Source organism: Shinella sp. H4-D48 (assembly GCF_022637395.1).
Taxonomy (GTDB): domain Bacteria; phylum Pseudomonadota; class Alphaproteobacteria; order Rhizobiales; family Rhizobiaceae; genus Shinella; species Shinella sedimenti.
In genome coordinates this window covers 248,913-267,394 of sequence record NZ_CP093339.1, presented here as the reverse complement: position 1 = coordinate 267,394, position 18,482 = coordinate 248,913, and the positions used below count along the sequence as shown (strand labels likewise).

Sequence of the window (18,482 nt, the reverse complement as noted above, 5' to 3'; positions counted from 1 at the left end):
GAAGATATGCAGCCGCGGTGGCGAACCGAAGATCGACAGGTTCACACGACGCCGACCGGTCGGCGCCGAATGGAATAACGGCCTGAACTCTTTCGAGAAGCAATACAGACTGGCTGGTACGCCCGCATTCTCACGCTTGGTCTACCAGTTTGCGGCGCCGCCAGAACGCGAGCAGCGGCGACAACCAGATCATGATTGTCACAAGCGCCAACCCCGCCGCAATCGGCCGGTCGAAGAAGGCAACGAAAGACCCACCCGATTTCATCATCGACGTCAGGAAGTTCTGCTCGACCAGAGGGCCCAGTACGATGCCGAGAACGAAGGGGGCGATGGGAATGCCGGCCTCTTCCATAAAGTAGCCGATGACGCCGAAAGCGAGCGCCACACCGACGGCCGCTACCGTGTTGTCGACGGCAAACGACCCGACCATGCAAAAAACGAGAATGATCGGCATGAGGATGGAGAGCCGCGCCTTCAGGATTACGCGGCCACAGCGGATCGCCACCCATCCGAGCGGAATCATCAAGAGGTTGGCGACAAGGAACGCCATGAAGATGCCGTAGACCGTGGACGGATTGTTGAGGAAGATCGTCGGTCCCGGATTGACGCCCTTCATGAAGAGCACGCCGATTACAATGGCCGTGATGGCATCGCCGGGAATGCCGAAGACAAGCGCGGGGATATAGGCGCCACTGACGGCTGCATTGTTGGCGGCGCCCGCCGCCGCAAGGCCTTCTTCAGAGCCGCGGCCGTATTCTTCCGGCTTGCGCGAAAACTTCTTGGCCACCGAATAGGAGATCCAGGCGGCGATATCGGCGCCCGCGCCCGGCACGATGCCGATGAGCGTTCCAAGCACATTGCCCTGCGCGATCGCCTTGCGCTCGCGCCACAGGATACGCCCCTGCCCCGTAAACACGCCCTTCAGTTCGACCTGTTCCAGCGCCAGTTTGGGATTGCGATGCGCGTAGAAGCGCAAGATTTCGGCCACCGCGAAAACCCCGATCATGACCGGCACGAGCGAGACGCCGCCGATGAGCGAGGGCGCGCCGAAGGTAAAACGCGGCACGCCGCTTACAGGATCGATGCCGATGGTCGAGACGAAAAGGCCGAGGGAGAGTGAGATGATGCCCTTGATCGGCGAGCCCTGCATGATGAAGGCGGATGTCGTCAGGCCCAGCAGGCACAGCCAGAAATATTCGAAACTGCTGAATTTCAGCGCGAGCGATGCCAGCGGCGGCGCGAACGCGGAGAGAACGAGGGCACCGAAGATCCCGCCGATGGCCGAGGTCAGCAGGCAGATGCCGAGGGAAACATGTGCCATGCCCTTTTTCGTCAAGGCGAAGGCATCGTCGGTATAGGCGGCGGAAGCCGGCGTGCCCGGCATGCGAAGCAGCGCGGAGGGAATATCGCCGGCAAACATTGCCATAGCCGACGCGGTGACCATGGCGGCAACGGCCGGCACCGGGTCCATATAGAACGTGATGGGCACGAGCAGAGCCGTCGCCATGGTGGCGGTAAGGCCGGGAATGGCGCCGATGAACAGGCCAAAGACGGCGCTACCGAAAATGACCGCCATCACATAGGGCGAAAACAGTTCGGACGCCGCCGACAGGATATGTACCATCATAGCCAGATTGCCCAGGGCTGAAGCAGGCCGCGCGGAAGCGGTACCATCAGCACCTTTGAAAAGAGGAGATAGATTGTGATGCTCGTGGCAAGCGACAGCAGAAGCGCGGAGACGAACCGCATGCCGCCGACCATCAGGAGCACCACGAGAATGACCAGGCTTATCGGAAGAAAGCCGACCGTGTCGCTCAGATAGACATAGGCGAGCATCGAACCGAGAACGAGAAGCGGGGCGACGAACCGGGGCCTGCCCTTGGCTTCTGCATCGGACGCATCGCTATCCGTGTCCGCCTGGGGGCCACGAATGGCCAGCGCCAGCCCCGCCAGCATGGTAGCCACGCCGAGCAGCGATGGGAAGAAGCCGGGACCATAGGCGATATGTGCCCCGGTAATCGGCCCCGGCAGGACCATGGCGAGGCCGGTGATGGCAGCGCCAAGCACCACCATCACCACGCCCAGATGCCGGTCGTGAAACTTCACCATATCGGCGATCTCCTCGGGATTACTGCCCCTTGAGAGCGTTGATGACCTTCGTGGTTTCCTCGAAATGGCTGTCGAGGAAAGCGGTGAAGGCGGCATGGTCAAGCCACGCCACGCCGAAGCCGCGCGCTTCCATGCCCGTCTTGAACTTTTCGCTCTCGACAGCCTGCTTGATCGCGCCTTCGATTTTCGTGACAAGGGCCGGATCCATGTTGGCCGGGCCGCCGATGCCGCGCCAGGTACCGCCGACATAGGCCTTGCCGAGCTGCTCCTTGACGGTCGGAATGCTGTCATCGATCGCAATACGTTCTTCGCTCATGACCGCGACGCTACGCACGATGCCGGCCTCGGCAAGAGCGGTGGTTTCGGGGATCGAGCACAGAACGACGTCCACGCCGCCTGCGGCCAGTTCCTGCAGGGCTGCGGCAGACCCCGGTCCTGGGATGAGGTTCAGCTTGGTCACATCGACACCCTGATCGAGCAGCATCGAAACGAAGGGGATGTCCCAGCTCGCATTGCAGGAACCGCCGCAGGAAATCTTGAGCTTGCCCGGATCCGCCTTCAGGATCTCGACGAGCGCCTTCATGTCCGTGATCTCGGAATCCTTGGCGACGTGAATAGCGGACGGGTCGGCGTTGAACTGGGCAATAGCCGTGAAATTGTCCGGCGTGAAGTTCGCCTGCCCAAGCAGCTTGAACTGCGCGATGGGGGAAAGCTGGCCGAGTGTATAACCATCGGCCGCTGCGCTGGTATAGGTCGTGTAGCCGACGATACCCGAGGCCTGCGCCTGGTTGACGATGGTGAAGGGCTTGCCGAGGGCTGCTTCCAGCTCAGCGCCGAGAAGACGCATCGTGTAGTCGCTGCCGCCGCCGGCACCGGCCACGACGACAAGCGTCACGGGTCGCTCGGGCCACTCGGCCATGGCAGCGGACGCAGAAAGCAGGCTGCCCGCCATGAGGAAGCCTGCGGCATAGCGAGAAAACGTGCGAGTACGGTCTGTCATGATATCCTCCCTTTGATGTGGTGAAGCGGATGCTCCGGTATGTTTGGAGACCGCCGGCAACCTCCGATGCCGGCGGCCTCATATCACTCACGCCGCGGCGCGCTCCGCGCCGTTGATGGCGGCGAAGGCATCGGCGATGCGGCGCTTGCGGGCCTCGTCGGGCATGCGCATCGGCGCGCGCGGCAGGGCCAGCGGCACGCCCTGCAGCGACTGGGCATATTTGATGCAGGCCGGCAGATCGTCGCAGATCAGCGCGTTCCAGAACGTCAGGAGCTTGCGGTGCAGCGCAAGCGCCTCGTCGTGGCGGCCCGCCTGGACGAGATCCCAAAGCTTGACCACGGCAACGGGGGCAGCCGCCGGATTGGCGGCGATCGTGCCGTGCGCGCCCAGCGCAAAGCTCGAATAGAGCAGCGCATCGACAGCCGTGAACACCAGCTTGCCCTCGGGGATCTCCTGCAGAAGATCGGCCAGCAGCTTCAGGTCGCCATTGCTCTGCTTCACGCCGATGACGCCGGGGATTTCGCGCATGATGCGGATGAGAAGCGCAGGATTGAGATAGCACCAGGGAACGACGTTATAGATGAGGACCGGCAGGCCGCTCTCTTCGGCGATCGCCCGGAAGTGATCGACGATGGCATCGTCCGAGGGACGGAACACGTAATGCGGCGGCGTCACCTGAAGGGCGACGGAGCCGGCACGCGCCGCCATCTTGCATCGGTCGACCGCTTGGCGGGTGGAGTTGATGATGACGCCGGCGATCAGCGGCAGCTTGCCGTCGAGCGTCTCGGCGGCCGTTTCCAGGAGCGCCTGCAGTTCGCCCATTTCCAGCGTGTGGCCCTCGGCCGACGAACCGCCGACGCACAGGCCATGCACGCCGGACTCGACCATGAAGCGGACCTGGGTGCGGAAGGCGTCGAAGAGGATGTTGCCTTCGGCGTCAAAGGGGGTGGTGGTGGGCGGAATGACGCCAAAGAACTGCGGACCTGCGCTCATCATATTCTCCATTATGCGGACATGATGTCTGAATAATGGACATACGGTGGAGCGTCAAGCCTTTTCACCCTCAATCTTGCTCGCGCTCATAGCCAAGCCGACGGGAAATCTGGTCGGCCTGCGCGATGACGAGCGATGCGTATTGCCGGATGGTCGCATCCGTGAACTCTTCCTTCTTGCCGGTCACACTGATTGCCGCGAAGACGCGCCCGGTCGCATTGCGGATGGGTGCGGCGACGCAGCGACGCCACTCCTCATATTCCGCGTCATCGATCGAGTAGCCGCGCGTGCGGATCAATTCGAGTTCATCCATCAGCTGCTTGCCGCTGGTAATGGTGTTGGGCGTCAGTGCCGTAAAACCGTGCTGGATGATGCGATCCACGACGGATTGCGGCTGGAACGCCAGGGCGGCCTTGCCGGTTGCGCTGCAATAGGCCGCCGCGCTCTCCAGCGTTACGACACGGTTGAGCTGGCCGACCTTTGAATCGGCCCGCTCGACCATAACGATTTCGAACCCGTCGAACACGCCGAGATGCACCGACTGGCCGGTCTTGTTGACAAGGGTCGCCATGCTTTCGCTGGCCTCGCGCTGCACATCCATGTTGGCCAGCACCGTATTGCCGAGTTCGAAGAGCTTCAGACCGAGCCGGTATTTCTCCCGGTCCCGGTCCTGATCGATGAGGCCCAATGCCTTCAGGGAAGCGACGATGCGGTGAACCGTCGTGCGCGGCAGCTTGGTGCGCCTGGATATCTCCAGCACCGTCAGCGAACGGTCATCCCGCGAAAAACAGTCCAGCACGGAGAGCATTTTCGAGAAGGAAAGCATCTGGCTGGAATTGCGGTCTGCATCCCTTTCCCGGTTTTGGGTAGTCATCGGTACGTCGGCTCCTCGTCGCCTCAGGGTTTTGAAAGCTCCGGGTTACCATGCTTCCGGTGGCGTTGGAATGTTTGGCGCGTTACTGCGCCCCAGGCCCGGCCACCGCGGCGCAAAGCCGCGCGAAGGCCAGCATGCCCGGATCGTCCATGCCGATGGTGGCATCGGCGAACATGCGTGCCCTGCCGACCTTGTTCGGTTTCTGGCGGAACTGATCCAGCGCCTCGCCCGAGGCCGCCACCGCTTTCGATCGCGCCTCTTGGGCACTGTCGATGCCGGAAATAGCCTTTGCGACTGCATCGAGCGCATCGAGAATGGTCTTGTCGCCGAGATTGGCGCCGCCGCGCGCCATCATCGCATCACGCGCCTTGGCGAGCAGGTCGCCGAGTTCCGCGACCGGCACCTCGGCGCGCCCTTTCGTTTCCCTGGCAAACGTCATCAGCGCCGTCGCCAGAAGCGTTCCGAGGCTCGAACCCGTCGCCATTGCGGCCGCCTTGGCATAGGCGGAGAAACCCGCGCCGACATCCCCACCGTCGGGCAGGGATGCGTTATCGAGCGCCCCGATGACGCGCGCCAGCATGCCGCCCGTATCGCCGTCGCCCAGCTTCGCGTCGGCCGCATTCAGCTCCTGTTCGAGGACGGTCATGGCCGTGGCCGCCATCGCGACAGTGCGTTTTACATCCTGAATATCGAAAGTGCTCATCATACCCTCCAAAATGGGCATTCGGCCGGCGCAGCCAGCAGGCCCTTCATTTCGTCGTCCAGGAAGCAGAGGCTGATGGACGCTCCTGCCATTTCCATTGAGGTGACATAATTCCCGACCAGCGGCTGGACGATGCGCAAGCCGCTCTCGCCGAGCTTCTCCGCCACACGACGATAAAGGATGAAGAGTTCCTCCAGCGGCGTCGCGCCGAGGCCGTTGACGAGGACGGAGACCTCCGAGCCCGCATTGCCGGGCGCTTCGGCCAGCAGCCGCTGCACCATCTCGTCGGCGATCTCGTCCGCCGGACGCAGCTTGTTGCGCCAGATGCCGGGTTCGCCGTGGATGCCCATGCCCATTTCGATCTCGTCATCGGCGATCTCGAAGGTCGGTTTTGCCGAGCCCGGCACCTGGCATGGCGAAAGCGAGACGCCGATGGTGCGGGTGGAGGCCACGGCCTTCGCCGCGATTGCCGTCACTTCATCGAGGTCGGCGCCGGTTTCAGCATTCGCGCCGGCGATCTTGTAGGCATAGATGATGCCCGCAACGCCGCGCCGCTTTGCGCTCTCCTCCGGCGGGGCGCTCGCGATATCGTCGTTGCCGAGCACCGTCGTCGTGCGAATCTCATCCTCCAGCATTTCGCCCGCCATGTCGAAATTCATGCGGTCGCCGCCGTAGTTGCCGTAGAGGCGCAGGACCCCGCGGCCGCCATCGGCAAGGCGGATGGCATCCATGCACGAGCCGACATTCGGCCCCTCGAACACGTTTCCGATGGAGCAGGTATCCAGCAGACCACGGCCGACATAGCCGGTGAACAGCGGCAAATGACCGGAACCGCCGCCCGAGGCGATGCCGACCTTGCCCTTGCGAATGCCTTCGGCCCGGCGAATGACACGACCGCTTTCGCCGTCCCGCACCAGGGACGGGTTGGCGAGCGTCAAGCCGTCGAGCGCCTGATCGACGAAATCACCCGGCGCATTCATCAGTTTCTTCATGTCAGTGTTCCCTTTTGGCTTCGGGCAGCATCTTGCCCGGGTTCATGATTCCGTTCGGGTCGAGCGCCGCCTTGATTGCGCGCATGACATCGAGAGCCGGGCCGTGCTCGGTCTCCATGTAGCCTATCTTTCCGACGCCGATGCCGTGCTCGCCTGTGCAGGTTCCACCATGCGCGATGGCGCGCAGGCTGACCCGGCTCGCCAGCGCCTCGGCCGCCCGGCGCTGGGCTGGCGTGTCCGGATCGAACAGGATGCCGAGATGGAAATTGCCGTCACCGACATGCCCGACCAGCGGCGCGACAAGTCCGCTCTCGGCGATATCGCGCTGGGTGGCCTCGATGCAGGCGGCGAGTTCCGAGATCGGCACGCAGGCATCCGTTCCGATGAGCTTGTGACCTGGCATCATCGCGATATTGGCGAAATAGGCATTGTGGCGGGCGGCCCAAAGACGCGAGCGCTCCTCGGGCCTGTTGGCGAACTTGAAGCCTTCGCCGCCATTCTCGCCGGCAAGCGCCTGCATCATCTCGACTTGCTCGGCGACCACGGCCGGCGTTCCATGAAATTCGAAGAACAGGGTCGGCAGTTCTTCGAGGCCTTCCAGCTTTGAATAGCGGATGCAGGCGCGCATCTGCATATCGTCCGCAAGCTCGATGCGCGCAACGTCGATGCCGATCTGGAGCGCCGCGATGACTGTTGCCACGGCACTTTCCAGATCTGGGAACTGGCAGATCGCGCTGGCAATGGATTCAGGGATGCCGCTCAGCCGCAGTGCGACTTCGGTTATGATGCCGAGCGTGCCTTCGCTGCCGACGTAAAGCCGGGTGAGGTCGAGGCCGGCGGAGGATTTGCGCGCCCGGCCACCCGTGCGGATGATCCGCCCGTCCGGCGTGACGACTGTCAGGCCGAGTGTCACATCGCGCATCGTGCCGTAACGCACAGCATTCGTTCCGGACGCTCGCGTGGCGGCCATGCCGCCGAGCGTGGCGTGCGCGCCCGGATCGACGGGGAAGAACAGGCCGCTCGCGCGCAGCTCCTCGTTGAGCTGTTCCTTCGTGACCCCCGCCTCCACGCGGCAATCCATGCTGTCGGCATTGATTTCCACGATGCGCGTCATGCCGGACAAGTCGAGGGCCACGCCGCCACGAAGCGGAACGACGTGACCCTCCAGGGAGGAACCGGCACCGAAGGGAATGAGCGGGGTCGACGTGCGATTGCAGATCGCGGCGATGGCCGAGACCTCTTCGGTGGTGAGGGCAAAAGCAACCGCATCGGGCAGAACGCTGTCCGGCATGCCCTCCCCATGGCTGTGCTGTTCGCGCACGGCGTGAGAGGTCACGATCCGGTCGCCCAGAAGAGCGGACAGTTCCGGCAATACCTCTGCTGCAAAACGGGTCTGTGAGGATAAAGGCGTCATGATCTCATCTCAACGAAGGTATTGAAGCGGAACTGTCACAAGCTGCGGGAAGAGGACCAGCAGGAACAGGACGAGGATTTCCGCCACCAGGAAGGGCATGACGCCGCGAATGACCGAACCGAGCGGCACTTTTGCGACGCCGGCCGCAACGTTCAGAACGTTTCCGACCGGCGGCGTGATGAGCCCGATCGCATTGTTCATGATGAAGAGTACGCCGAAATAAACCGGATCGATGCCCGCCGTCTTGATGACGGGCACGAGAACCGGCGTGAGGATCAGGATGGTGGGCACGAAATCCAGCGCCGTACCGATGATGACGACGAGCACCATGATCACGAACATCAGCAGGATCTTGTTGTCCATGAAGGGTTCAAGCAGTTGCGTCACTTCGGCCGGCACGTTGGCGATGGTGATCAGCCAGGCGGACACCACGGCCGTGGCGGCAAGGAACATCACGACGGAAGTCGTTTTCGCGGCGGCCAGGAAGACGTGATAGAGATCGGAAATCTTGAGTTCGCGATAGATGAACAGCCCGACGAACAAGGCGTAGACGGCGGCGACGACGGCGGCTTCCGTGGGCGTGAAGACACCCATTTTCAGGCCGCCGATGATGACGATGGGTAGGAGGAACGCCCAGAAGCCATCGACAAGCGTCTTGATGCGCGTGTCCCAGCCCATCTTTTCGCTGACGGCGACGCTGTCACGGCGCGCGACCAGCCACCAGGTGGTCATCAGCGCCAGCCCCATGAGGATGCCCGGCACGATACCTGCGAGGAAGAGCTGGCGGATGGAAACGTTTCCTGAGACGCCATAGAGGACGAGGCCGATCGATGGCGGAATGACGGGCGCGATGACGCCGCCGGCCGAAATCAGGCCCGCCGCACGCGGTACGTTGTAGTTCGCCTTGCGCATCATGGGGATGAGCAGCGCGGCGATGGCCGCCGTATCCGCAACGGCAGAACCGGAAAGCGACGCCATGATCACCGAGGCAATGACCGCGACATAGCCGAGCCCGCCTCGCCAATGGCCGACCCAGGCCATTGCTGCTTCGACGATGCGGCGTGAAAGCCCGCCGGCATTCATCAGTTCGCCGGCAAGCATGAAGAAGGGCACGGCCATCAGCGGGAAACTGTCCGCGCCGGCGAAGAGGTTCTGCGAAATGATCTGCGCGTCGAACGTGCCGAGATAGACCATCAGCGCGATGCCGGTAACGAGCAGGGCGAATGCGATCGGCAGACCGATCGCCATGGCGCCAAGGAGAGCACCTACGAATATGGCGACGGTCATCGTTTTGTCTCGCTGGAATTCTGGCCGGAAACGTTGGTTTCGAGCGCCATCGCCTCTTCGGGATCAACGGCTGCGAACAGTTCCGCGTTGCTGAGTTTCCCGGTCGCGAACTGGTAGAGACGCGCAACGGTCAGGGCGATAATGCCGATCGAAAGGACGTAGGCCGAGGCATAGACATACTCCATCGGTATGCCCATCACCGGAGAGTAGTTCTCCATATTGATGGCATGGCCACGGAACGTGCCGATGAAGATCAGCGACGCACTCCAGATGATCAGACCGGAGCACAGGAGAAAGCAGACCTTGCGGGCCGCCGGCGGCAGCGCGTTGACGACAAAATCGGCTCCCAGATGGGCGCGGTCCCGCACGCCCACGACCGCGCCGATAAAGGCCAGCCATATGAAGGCGAAGCGGGACAGTTCCTCGGAAACGGTTATGCCCGAATTAAAGGCGTACCGCAGAACGACATTGCCGAACACCATGACCACCATGGCGGTCAGGAGCACGACGAGCACGAACTCGAAGAAGCGGAACAGAAGGTCGACGATACGCATGCGTTGTCCCCGGGGATCAAGGGCGGGCGCCTAGCCCGCCCCTCTCCCGTCAGTTGCCGGTGCGGCCGGCCTCGATGGCCTTGATGTAACGCTCGGTGAAGTCCTTGCCGGCAAGTTCGGCATGCTTCTCGATGACGGGCTGCATCTTCTCGGCCATGCGGGCGAGTTCGGCGGGCTCGACCGCGTTGATCGTCATGCCGCCCTCTTCGATGGCCTTTGCGAGCCCGGCCTCCATTTCCTGGAACTGCTGGCGCTTCCATTCCACGGCATCCCTGCCCGCCTCGACAACGAGCTTTTGGTCTTCCGGCGACATCGCGTCATAGGTCTTGCGGCTCAGGATGATGACTTCGGAGTTCACGGCATGGCCGGTCGTGCTCATGTACTTCTGCACTTCGAAGATGCGCATGGCGTTGATCTGCGCGAAAGGCGCCTCCTGCGCGTCCACCGCACCGGTCTCGAGCGCGGCATAGACTTCGGAGACCGGCATCGGCGTCGGATTGGCGCCGAGCGCGGAGAACATGTCGATATACATCGCATTGGGGATGACGCGGATCTTCAAGCCTGCGAAATCCTCCCACTTCTCGATGGGATGCTTGCTGTTGGTGGCATGGCGAAAGCCGTTATGCGAAAAGCCGAGCGCGACCCAGCCCTTCTCGTAGAGCTTGTCGGCCAGCTCCTTGCCCATCTCGCCACCGAGAACAGTGTAGAATTCATCCGAATTGCGATAAATGAACGGGAACTCTACCACGGCCATTTCCTTGACCTGAGCCGCCAGACCTGCGGCGTTGGCCGTGGAAATATCCTGCGTGCCGGACTGCACCTGCTGCTGCATCTGCCCGTCATTGCCGAGCGTGCCGTCGGTATAGACCGTGATGTTGAGATTGCCGTTGCTTCTTTCCTTGACCAGTTCGGAAAGCTTGGTCAGCACCTGCGCAGACGGATGGTTGGCGGCCATGCTGGTGCCGGCGCGAAGATCGGCAGCGGTGACACTCGACGCAGCGAGACCCGCAAAGAATAAAGCCGCGGCTGCCGTGACCTTGAAACGGTTGATGCGAAACATTGCTTCCCTCCCAGAAACGATTTGAAATCGGATGACCGCCGAAGCGGGCCCCTGCCTCCACAGGGCGCTGGAATGCGCGCCGGAGCGCGCATTCCCGAATTCACTCACGCCGCGGCGCGCTCCGCACCGTTGATGGCTGCGAAGGCATCGGCGATGCGGCGCTTGCGGGCCTCGTCGGGCATGCGCATCGGCGCGCGCGGCAGGGCCAGCGGCACGCCCTGCAGCGACTGGGCATATTTGATGCACGCCGGCAGATCGTCGCAGATCAGCGCGTTCCAGAACGTCAGGAGCTTGCGGTGCAGTGCAAGCGCCTCGTCATGACGACCCGCCTGGACGAGATCCCACAGCTTGACCACGGCAACGGGGGCAGCCGCCGGATTGGCGGCGATCGTGCCGTGCGCGCCCAGCGCAAAGCTCGAATAGAGCAGCGCATCGACAGCCGTGAACACCAGCTTGCCCTCGGGGATTTCCTGCAGAAGATCGGCCAGCAGCTTCAGGTCGCCGTTGCTCTGCTTGACGCCGATGACGCCGGGGATTTCGCGCATGATGCGGATGAGAAGCGCAGGATTGAGATAGCACCAGGGAACGACGTTATAGATGAGGACCGGCAGGCCGCTCTCTTCGGCGATCGCCCGGAAGTGATCGACGATGGCATCGTCGGACGGACGGAACACGTAATGCGGCGGCGTCACCTGAAGGGCGACGGAGCCGGCACGCGCCGCCATCTTGCAGCGGTCGACCGCCTGGCGGGTGGAGTTGATGATGACGCCGGCGATCAGCGGCAGCTTGCCGTCGAGCGTCTCGGCGGCCGTTTCCAGGAGCGCCTGCAGTTCGCCCATTTCCAGCGTGTGGCCCTCGGCGGACGAACCGCCGACGCACAGGCCATGCACGCCGGAATCGACCATGAAGCGGACCTGGGCCCGGAAGTCGTCGAAAAGGATGTTGCCTTCGGCGTCAAAGGGTGTGGTGGTGGGCGGAATGACGCCAAAGAACTGCGGACCTGCGCTCATCATATTCTCCATTATGCGGACATGATGTCTGAATAATGGACATATAATTTACTGTCAATTCCTCCCGCCGACCGCATCGCCTTTTCCCTCCGATTTCGGTTTCCGCCTCAGGCCAGACGGGCACCGCTCGCCGCATCGAAAAGGTGTTCGGCACCTTGCTGGAATTGAAGAAACACCTGGTCTCCCGGCTGAACGGACAACCGGTCGCGCACGACGGCAGTCAGCGTTTCCTTCCCGATCGCGAAAGAAAGGACCGTCTCGGCGCCGGTCGGCTCGACAAGCGAGACCGTGGCGGGAATGCCTTCGGCTGCAACCGCGATATGCTCGGGACGAATGCCGTACATGACCTGTTGCGGTGCATTGCCCGCATCAGCACGCGCACCGGCCGGCAGCGCGATGCCGTCAGCCATCCGCACGCTGCCCGCGCTCATCGTCGCCGGCAGGAAATTCATCGAGGGCGAGCCGATGAAGCCGGCCACAAAGAGATTGGCCGGTCGGTCATAAAGATCGAGCGGCTTGCCGACCTGCTCGACACGCCCGTCGCGCATGACGACGATCTTGTCGGCCATCGTCATCGCCTCGATCTGGTCGTGGGTGACGTAGATGGTGGTGGTCTTCAGGCGCTGATGCAGCCCCTTGATCTCCGAGCGCATCTGCACGCGCAGCTTCGCGTCGAGGTTCGACAACGGCTCGTCGAAGAGAAAGACTTCCGGATCGCGCACGATGGCGCGCCCCATGGCGACACGCTGGCGCTGACCGCCGGAGAGCTGCTTGGGATAGCGTTCCAGAAGTTTCGACAGGTCGAGGATCTCGGCCGCCGCCTCGACGGCAGACTTGATCTTCAGTGCATCGACGCCGCGCAGCTTGAGCGAGAAGCCCATGTTCTGCGCCACCGTCATGTGCGGATACAGCGCATAGTTCTGGAAGACCATTGCGATGTCGCGGTCTTTCGGCGCCACCTCGTTGACGACGCGGCCGGCGATGTTGATCGTCCCGTCACTGATCGTCTCCAGGCCCGCGATCATCCGCAGGAGCGTTGATTTTCCGCAGCCCGAGGGGCCGACCAGGGTGACGAACTCGCCGTCCTCGATATCGATGTCGATGCCGTGCAGCACATCCAGCGCGCCGTAAGCCTTGCGAACGCCTTCAATTCGAACGCCGTTCATTGCGTATTCCTCCCAAAGATTTCTGATCAGCCCTTGACCGCACCCGCCGTCATTCCCGCGACGAGGTATTTGCGCATCAGGAGCGAGAAGGCGAGAACCGGCACCATGATCAGCGTGCCGCCGGCCGCTATCTTGCCCCACTCCCAGCCCTCGTAGTTCATGAAGTTGACCACCTCCACCGGAGCGGTCATGGCGTTGTTTCGCGTCAGGGTCAGCGCGAAGAAGAAGTCGTTCCACGAATAGAGGAAGCATAGGATCGCCGTCGTAACGAGCGCCGGACCCGACATCGGCAGGACGATGACCATGAACGTCTTCCACAGGCTCGCCCCGTCGATCCACGCCGCTTCTTCGAGCGCACGCGGCGTGGCATCGAAAAAGTTGCGCATCAGCCAGACGACGAGCGCCAAGTTGAACGTGAGATAGACCAGGATAAGGCCAGTGCGGGTGTCGAGCAGGCCCATGTAGCGGTAGACGAGGAAATACGGGATCGCGAAGGCGACCGGCGGGGCCATGCGCGAGGCGAGAATGAGCAGCGAGAAGGTCCGCTCCTGCTTCATCGTCGCCCGTGAGAGCGCATAGGCACCCGGCGTGCCGATGACGAGCGCCAGGATCGTCGATACCGAACTCGTGATGAAGCTGTTGAGCATCGATCCCGCAAACCGGTCGTTCCACAGCGACGTGTAGTTTTCGAGCGTCGGGGTAAAGAAGAAGCCGTCAATGCCCGCGAAGATGTCGTCCGCCGGCTTGAAACTCATCACGACGAACCAGAGGAACGGCAGCAGGGTGATGATCGCAAGTGCGATGACGATCGTGTTCGCCAGGATACGGTTGCGGCGCGCGGCCGCGTCGAGCTTACTCCTGGGCATTCGAGCCTCCCGAAACCGCACGGATGATGACCCAGCTCAGAACGACGATCATGGCAAGCAGCACCATGGTGACGGCGGCGGAATAGCCGATATAGCTGAAGCTGAAGGACTGGACGAAGATGTAGTAGTTCGAGACTTCGGTAACCGAGCCGGGTCCGCCATCGGTGAGAATGTAGATGAGCGGGAAGGTCTTGATGCTGTCGATGAGCCGGAAAAGCCCCGCGACCAGCAGCGTGCCCTTGAGATAGGGCAGCGTGATGTACCATGTGAGCTGCCAGATGCTGGCACCGTCGACTTCCGCCGCCTCGCGCTGCTCCTCCGGCATCATGGCAAGCGCCGCCAGGATGATGATCATGGTGAAGGGAAACCATTCCCAGGTGTCCGCCACAATGATCGCTGTCAGCGCCCAACTGGCATCGGTGATCGGTGTCTGCACGTTCCAGCCGAGAAGCTGGAAAAGCCACCAGGCCGGGCTGATGTCGGGCGAGTAGAGCACCTTCCAGATGATCGCCACCACGATGGGCGGCAAGACCATCGGCACGAGAAACGAGGTTCGAAGCGCGTTCATCAGCGGCGTTCTCATGTTGAGAAGCAATGCGACGACGAGACCGAACAGAAGCTGAAGCACCACCGTCACCACCGACAGCTTCGCCTGCACCCAGAAGCTGTTGTGCAGCCGGTCATCGGTCAAAAGCGTGCGATAGTTGACCAGCGGATCGGAAAAGTCCCACGCCGTCGCCGGGTTGGCGAGGTTGAGCGGGGTGAAGCTCGTCACCAGCAGATAAAGTGTCGGCAGCAGCGTGACGACGGCAAGGATGGCAAGGACCGGCGCCAGAAGCAGCCAAAAGAAACGCTGGCGCTGGCGCTCGAAGGCGGGGGTTTTCCCCGCCTTCGCTGCATGGCCTACCGCATTGACCGCGACGTCGCGGCGCCGGTTTTCCACATCGACCGCGCTCACAACTTGACGCCCGCTTTCTTGATGTCCTCGACTGCTTCCGCCTGGGCGGCTTTCATTGAGGTGGCCGCGTCGGCCTGCCCGCTGGCGATGCGCTCGATCGCCTTGTTGATCTTCTCACCGGTCTGCGGCCAGATGGGCACGGTACGATAGGCCATATAGCCTTCCCGGCCGCTGCGCTCGAGAACGTCGAGATACATCGAGGCGATGTCCTGACCGTTGATCGTCAGCGCCTCCTTGTAGCGAGGATCCTCGATGATCGAACGACGCGGGGTCGCAAGCCCGCCCATTTCCAGCGCGGTGCGCTCGAAGGTCTTTTTCGATGTCGCCCACTGGATGAACGCCCAGGCGGCGTCCTTCTGGTTAGAGCCAGCCGGAATGCCGTAGGCATTGGCGTTGCAGGCAGGGAAGCCGCCGGCCGGGCCTTCCGGCATCAGCGCGAAACGCACCGTGTCCTTGACGCGGGAATCGTCTGATTTCGCCAGAGGCAGCAGCCACGACATGGCGTTGATGCGCATGTTCGCCCGGCCCGCCAGCTGATTGCGCATCGCCTGGTCGTCCGTGTAGGACAGCACGCCCGGCGGGCAGTAATTGGAAAGCAGCTCGGAATAGTAGGTTGCCGCCTCAATCACTTCGGGCGTGTCGAGCACCGGCATCAGGTCGCGCGGCGGATCGCGGAAGACCTTGCCGCCGAAGCCCATCAGGTAGGGCGGGAAGTTCCAGTGATGCAGGCGATCCGCCACGAAGGCGGCGACACCGTTCTTGTTGTGGATCGCCTTGCAGACATCGATCATGCCGGCAAGCGTGGTCGGCATGGCGATGCCTTCCTTGTCGAGAATATCGAAGCGCGAGGCGGCCAGCAGCATGGCGCCGGCTTCCCAGGCGAAGCCGTGAAGCTGCTTGTTCGCATCGATATAGGCGATCTGCGTGCCGCTGACGAAATCGTCCGGATCGAAGTCTGCGGCCGTCTTGTTGGGATCGTTGAGGAAGTCGTTCAGCGGTGTCAGCCAGCCAGCGCTGATCCAGCGGCCGGAGAACGAGTGGGTGATGTTGCAGAAGTCATAGCTCGAACCATGCGTGGACAGTTCGAGGTCCATGCGCTGGTTGTAGACCGGGAAAGCCTGCAGATCGAACTCGACCTTCATGCCCGTCTGTTCTTCGAACTCGGGCAGCAGCTTCTGGATATAGGTGTGGAAGATGTGCTGGAAGCATGCGCCACGCAGGGTGACACCCTCGAAGGGTTTTGCATTCGCGAGCACGGCCGGCGCACGCAGACCGACGGCCGCCAGGGCGGAGCCGGCAAGGGCGAACTTCAGCACATCGCGCCGGAAAAGGCCGGCGGATGCAGCGGTTTCCGCAGCGGTTCTGTCATCACGTTTCATAGAATTCCTCCCAGAATATCAACATGCCGGATACACCCGGCGGCTTTTCCTCCTGTCCCGGCCACGCCTGTGCCCGGGACCATGCCTAGCAAGCCGCACCCTTCTCCGCGCGGCTTTGCCTCACGCTGCCTTGGCGAGTTGCGGGTCGAACTGGAGAAGCGCTTCGAGCGCGGGCCGGATCTTCGCCTTCTGCTCTGCGGAAGCCAGCGGCATCGGATGGCGCGGAATGCCCACCTCGCAGCCCTGAAGCTCGAGGCAGTATTTCACCAGGGCCGGCAGGTTCTCATGTCCCATCAGGTGCCAGAAAATGACGAGACGATCGTGAATCTTGCGCGCCAGGTCGTGATCGCCGGCCTTTACGGCGTTCCACAGCGCGACGCAAGGACCGGGTGCCGCTGTCGGCGAAGCGGCCAGCGTGCCCTGCGCACCCATCATGAAGCAGGGATAGAGAAGATCGTCGATGGCCGCGAGGATGGACTTTCCCTTCGGCGCGCGGATGACGAGTTCGGCAGCGCGGGAAATGTTGCCCTGGCTCTGCTTGATGCCGATGACGCCCGGAATCTCCTCCATCATCCGCACGACCAGATCGGCACCGAGGAGGTTCCACGGAATCACGTTGTAGATGACAAGCGGAATACCGGTCTCTTCCCAGATCTGCTTAAAATACTGGAACATGGCTTCTTCGCCATAGTTGAAGACGTAGTAGGTCGGGGTGACCTGGAGCGCGGCGACGCCGAGATCCTTGACCGCATTGGCGCGCTCGATGACCTCACGCGTGCTGTTGGCGATGATGCCGGCGACGACAGGAACCTTGCCGTTGACTTCTTCCACGGTCGCAGCCGTCAGCTGGCGCAGTTCTGCCGGCGAGAAGGTGAAGCCCTCGCCCGTGCTGCCCGCCAGACAAACGCCGTGCACGTTCTTGTTCAGGATAAAACGCACATGGTCGCGAAACAGCCGTTCGTTGATTTCGCCATCCGCATCGAAAGGGGTCACGAGTGCTGGAATGATCCCGTGCAGGTCGACAGTCATATGGAAGTATCTCCTCTCCAATGTGTATGCCTGAATTATAAGCTGCGAAAAACACGCCGCAAATTTTGTTTATCTTTTAAAAACATACACTTGATTTTTGTGCAGTGCGAATTTGTCTCATTTTTTGGGACATCTTTTTCCAAGCTTTTCTTGCAATCTGCATCCTCGTGCTGCACAAAGGCGGCCCGCAGGGGAGGAGCGACACGTGAACACGATTGCAGAAACATCGGGAAATGCACCGGAGAAGATGCTCCGCATCCTCGACTGCTTCACCCTGAGCAGCGGGCAGTTGTCCGTCGGCGATATCGCCGACATGACCGGCATGCCGCGCTCCACCACGCACCGCTGGGTCACGACCCTGCGCAATGCGGGCCTGCTCGATCAGGACAATACCGGCGACGTGTACCGCCTCGGCCTGCGCCTCATCCACCTCGGCAACAGCGCGCTGGCCAACATGGACATTTCGCGCGACGCCCGTCACGTTCTGGAGGCACTCAGCCGAAGCACGGGCGAAAAAAGCCACCTGTGCGTCTTCGACGGCAACCAGATGATTTTCGTGACGCGCACGATCGGCGGCCGGGCCGGCCGCTTCAACTCCACCACAACAATGGAAAGCTCTCCCTGCTACTGCACGAGCGTCGGCAAGGCCGTGCTGGCTTTCCAGCCGACGGAGACGATCGAGCGCATCATAAAGCAGGGGCTCCACCCCTATACCCGCGATACACTTACGGACCCCATCAAACTGCGTGATGATCTGGCCACGACCCGCAAACGCGGATATGCGATCAACAATGGCGAAATGGATGCCCATGAGCGGTGCATCGGCGCGCCGGTGCGAAACGCCGCCGGCCGCGTCATTGCGGGCCTGAGCCTGAGCAGCACGCGGCGCAAGCTCACGGACGACAGGATACCGGACCTTGCCCAGCTTGTCATAAAACACGCCGAGCTTCTTTCGATCCAGCTGGGATATCGCTCCCGGGCAGACTAGCACCGCCTTGCCCTGCAAAATCGGCTGCCCCCTCCCTCGCGTTTGCCGCACCAAACCGGCAGGCATGAGAGAAGAAACGCAATCAGCACGACACCGAAAA

18 protein-coding genes are annotated in these 18,482 nt (G+C 62.2%); 1 reads left to right on the top strand and 17 read right to left on the bottom strand.

Features of this window, described 5'->3' with window-relative positions; genetic code table 11:
- Nucleotides 1–130: 130 nt before the first annotated feature.
- The 17 genes from MNR02_RS22350 to MNR02_RS22270 all read right to left on the bottom strand — a co-directional run bounded on the left by MNR02_RS22350 (nucleotide 131) and on the right by MNR02_RS22270 (nucleotide 17,394).
- Nucleotides 131–1,627: a tripartite tricarboxylate transporter permease gene (locus MNR02_RS22350; RefSeq protein WP_241949655.1), complete on the bottom strand. Its 1,497-nt coding sequence runs from the start codon at nucleotides 1,625–1,627 to the stop codon at nucleotides 131–133.
- Nucleotides 1,624–2,109, bottom strand: coding sequence for a tripartite tricarboxylate transporter TctB family protein (locus MNR02_RS22345; protein ID WP_241949654.1), 486 nt, complete (start codon nucleotides 2,107–2,109; stop codon nucleotides 1,624–1,626). Before MNR02_RS22345 ends, MNR02_RS22350 begins: the two co-directional genes overlap by 4 nt.
- A 19-nt stretch (nucleotides 2,110–2,128) precedes the next feature.
- The gene (locus MNR02_RS22340; protein ID WP_241949653.1) at nucleotides 2,129–3,109 is read right to left on the bottom strand and encodes a tripartite tricarboxylate transporter substrate binding protein; all 981 of its coding nucleotides are present in this window, start codon (nucleotides 3,107–3,109) and stop codon (nucleotides 2,129–2,131) included.
- A gap of 87 nt (nucleotides 3,110–3,196) precedes the next feature.
- Entirely contained in the window at nucleotides 3,197–4,102 is a 906-nt protein-coding gene (locus MNR02_RS22335; RefSeq protein WP_241949652.1) for a dihydrodipicolinate synthase family protein, read from the bottom strand.
- Nucleotides 4,103–4,172: 70 nt separating this feature from the next.
- Entirely contained in the window at nucleotides 4,173–4,976 is an 804-nt protein-coding gene (locus tag MNR02_RS22330; protein ID WP_241949651.1) for an IclR family transcriptional regulator, read from the bottom strand.
- Between the two features lie 82 nt (nucleotides 4,977–5,058).
- Nucleotides 5,059–5,679: a dihydroxyacetone kinase subunit L gene (locus MNR02_RS22325; protein WP_241949650.1), complete on the bottom strand. Its 621-nt coding sequence runs from the start codon at nucleotides 5,677–5,679 to the stop codon at nucleotides 5,059–5,061.
- Nucleotides 5,679–6,671 (bottom strand): dihydroxyacetone kinase subunit DhaK, encoded by a 993-nt coding sequence (locus MNR02_RS22320; protein WP_241949649.1) that lies wholly within the window; start codon nucleotides 6,669–6,671, stop codon nucleotides 5,679–5,681. Before MNR02_RS22320 ends, MNR02_RS22325 begins: the two co-directional genes overlap by 1 nt.
- A gap of 1 nt (nucleotide 6,672) precedes the next feature.
- Nucleotides 6,673–8,085 carry an FAD-binding oxidoreductase gene (locus tag MNR02_RS22315; RefSeq protein ID WP_241949648.1) on the bottom strand — a complete coding sequence of 471 codons (1,413 nt, stop codon included), beginning with the start codon at nucleotides 8,083–8,085 and terminating at the stop codon, nucleotides 6,673–6,675.
- 9 nt (nucleotides 8,086–8,094) lie between these two features.
- On the bottom strand, nucleotides 8,095–9,372 hold the full coding sequence (locus tag MNR02_RS22310; RefSeq protein WP_241949647.1) for a TRAP transporter large permease subunit: 1,278 nt from the start codon (nucleotides 9,370–9,372) through the stop codon (nucleotides 8,095–8,097).
- Nucleotides 9,369–9,926, bottom strand: coding sequence for a TRAP transporter small permease (locus MNR02_RS22305; protein ID WP_241949646.1), 558 nt, complete (start codon nucleotides 9,924–9,926; stop codon nucleotides 9,369–9,371). Before MNR02_RS22305 ends, MNR02_RS22310 begins: the two co-directional genes overlap by 4 nt.
- Before the next feature lie 49 nt (nucleotides 9,927–9,975).
- Complete coding sequence (locus MNR02_RS22300) at nucleotides 9,976–10,986, bottom strand: DctP family TRAP transporter solute-binding subunit (protein ID WP_241949645.1); 1,011 nt, start codon at nucleotides 10,984–10,986, stop codon at nucleotides 9,976–9,978.
- Between the two features lie 104 nt (nucleotides 10,987–11,090).
- Complete coding sequence (locus tag MNR02_RS22295) at nucleotides 11,091–11,996, bottom strand: dihydrodipicolinate synthase family protein (RefSeq protein WP_241949644.1); 906 nt, start codon at nucleotides 11,994–11,996, stop codon at nucleotides 11,091–11,093.
- Between the two features lie 107 nt (nucleotides 11,997–12,103).
- Nucleotides 12,104–13,162 (bottom strand): ABC transporter ATP-binding protein, encoded by a 1,059-nt coding sequence (locus MNR02_RS22290; RefSeq protein ID WP_241949643.1) that lies wholly within the window; start codon nucleotides 13,160–13,162, stop codon nucleotides 12,104–12,106.
- 26 nt (nucleotides 13,163–13,188) lie between these two features.
- A complete protein-coding gene (locus MNR02_RS22285) occupies nucleotides 13,189–14,028 on the bottom strand; it encodes a carbohydrate ABC transporter permease (protein ID WP_241949642.1) in 840 nt (279 codons plus the stop codon).
- Nucleotides 14,015–14,986: a carbohydrate ABC transporter permease gene (locus tag MNR02_RS22280; RefSeq protein WP_241949641.1), complete on the bottom strand. Its 972-nt coding sequence runs from the start codon at nucleotides 14,984–14,986 to the stop codon at nucleotides 14,015–14,017. Before MNR02_RS22280 ends, MNR02_RS22285 begins: the two co-directional genes overlap by 14 nt.
- The gene (locus MNR02_RS22275; RefSeq protein WP_241949640.1) at nucleotides 14,983–16,365 is read right to left on the bottom strand and encodes an ABC transporter substrate-binding protein; all 1,383 of its coding nucleotides are present in this window, start codon (nucleotides 16,363–16,365) and stop codon (nucleotides 14,983–14,985) included. The genes MNR02_RS22280 and MNR02_RS22275 overlap by 4 nt, the downstream gene beginning before the upstream one ends.
- A gap of 120 nt (nucleotides 16,366–16,485) precedes the next feature.
- Nucleotides 16,486–17,394, bottom strand: coding sequence for a dihydrodipicolinate synthase family protein (locus MNR02_RS22270; RefSeq protein ID WP_241949639.1), 909 nt, complete (start codon nucleotides 17,392–17,394; stop codon nucleotides 16,486–16,488).
- Between the two features lie 205 nt (nucleotides 17,395–17,599).
- On the opposite strand from MNR02_RS22270, the gene MNR02_RS22265 reads away from it, so the two are divergent.
- Nucleotides 17,600–18,382: an IclR family transcriptional regulator gene (locus MNR02_RS22265; protein ID WP_241949638.1), complete on the top strand. Its 783-nt coding sequence runs from the start codon at nucleotides 17,600–17,602 to the stop codon at nucleotides 18,380–18,382.
- Nucleotides 18,383–18,482 lie beyond the last annotated feature (100 nt).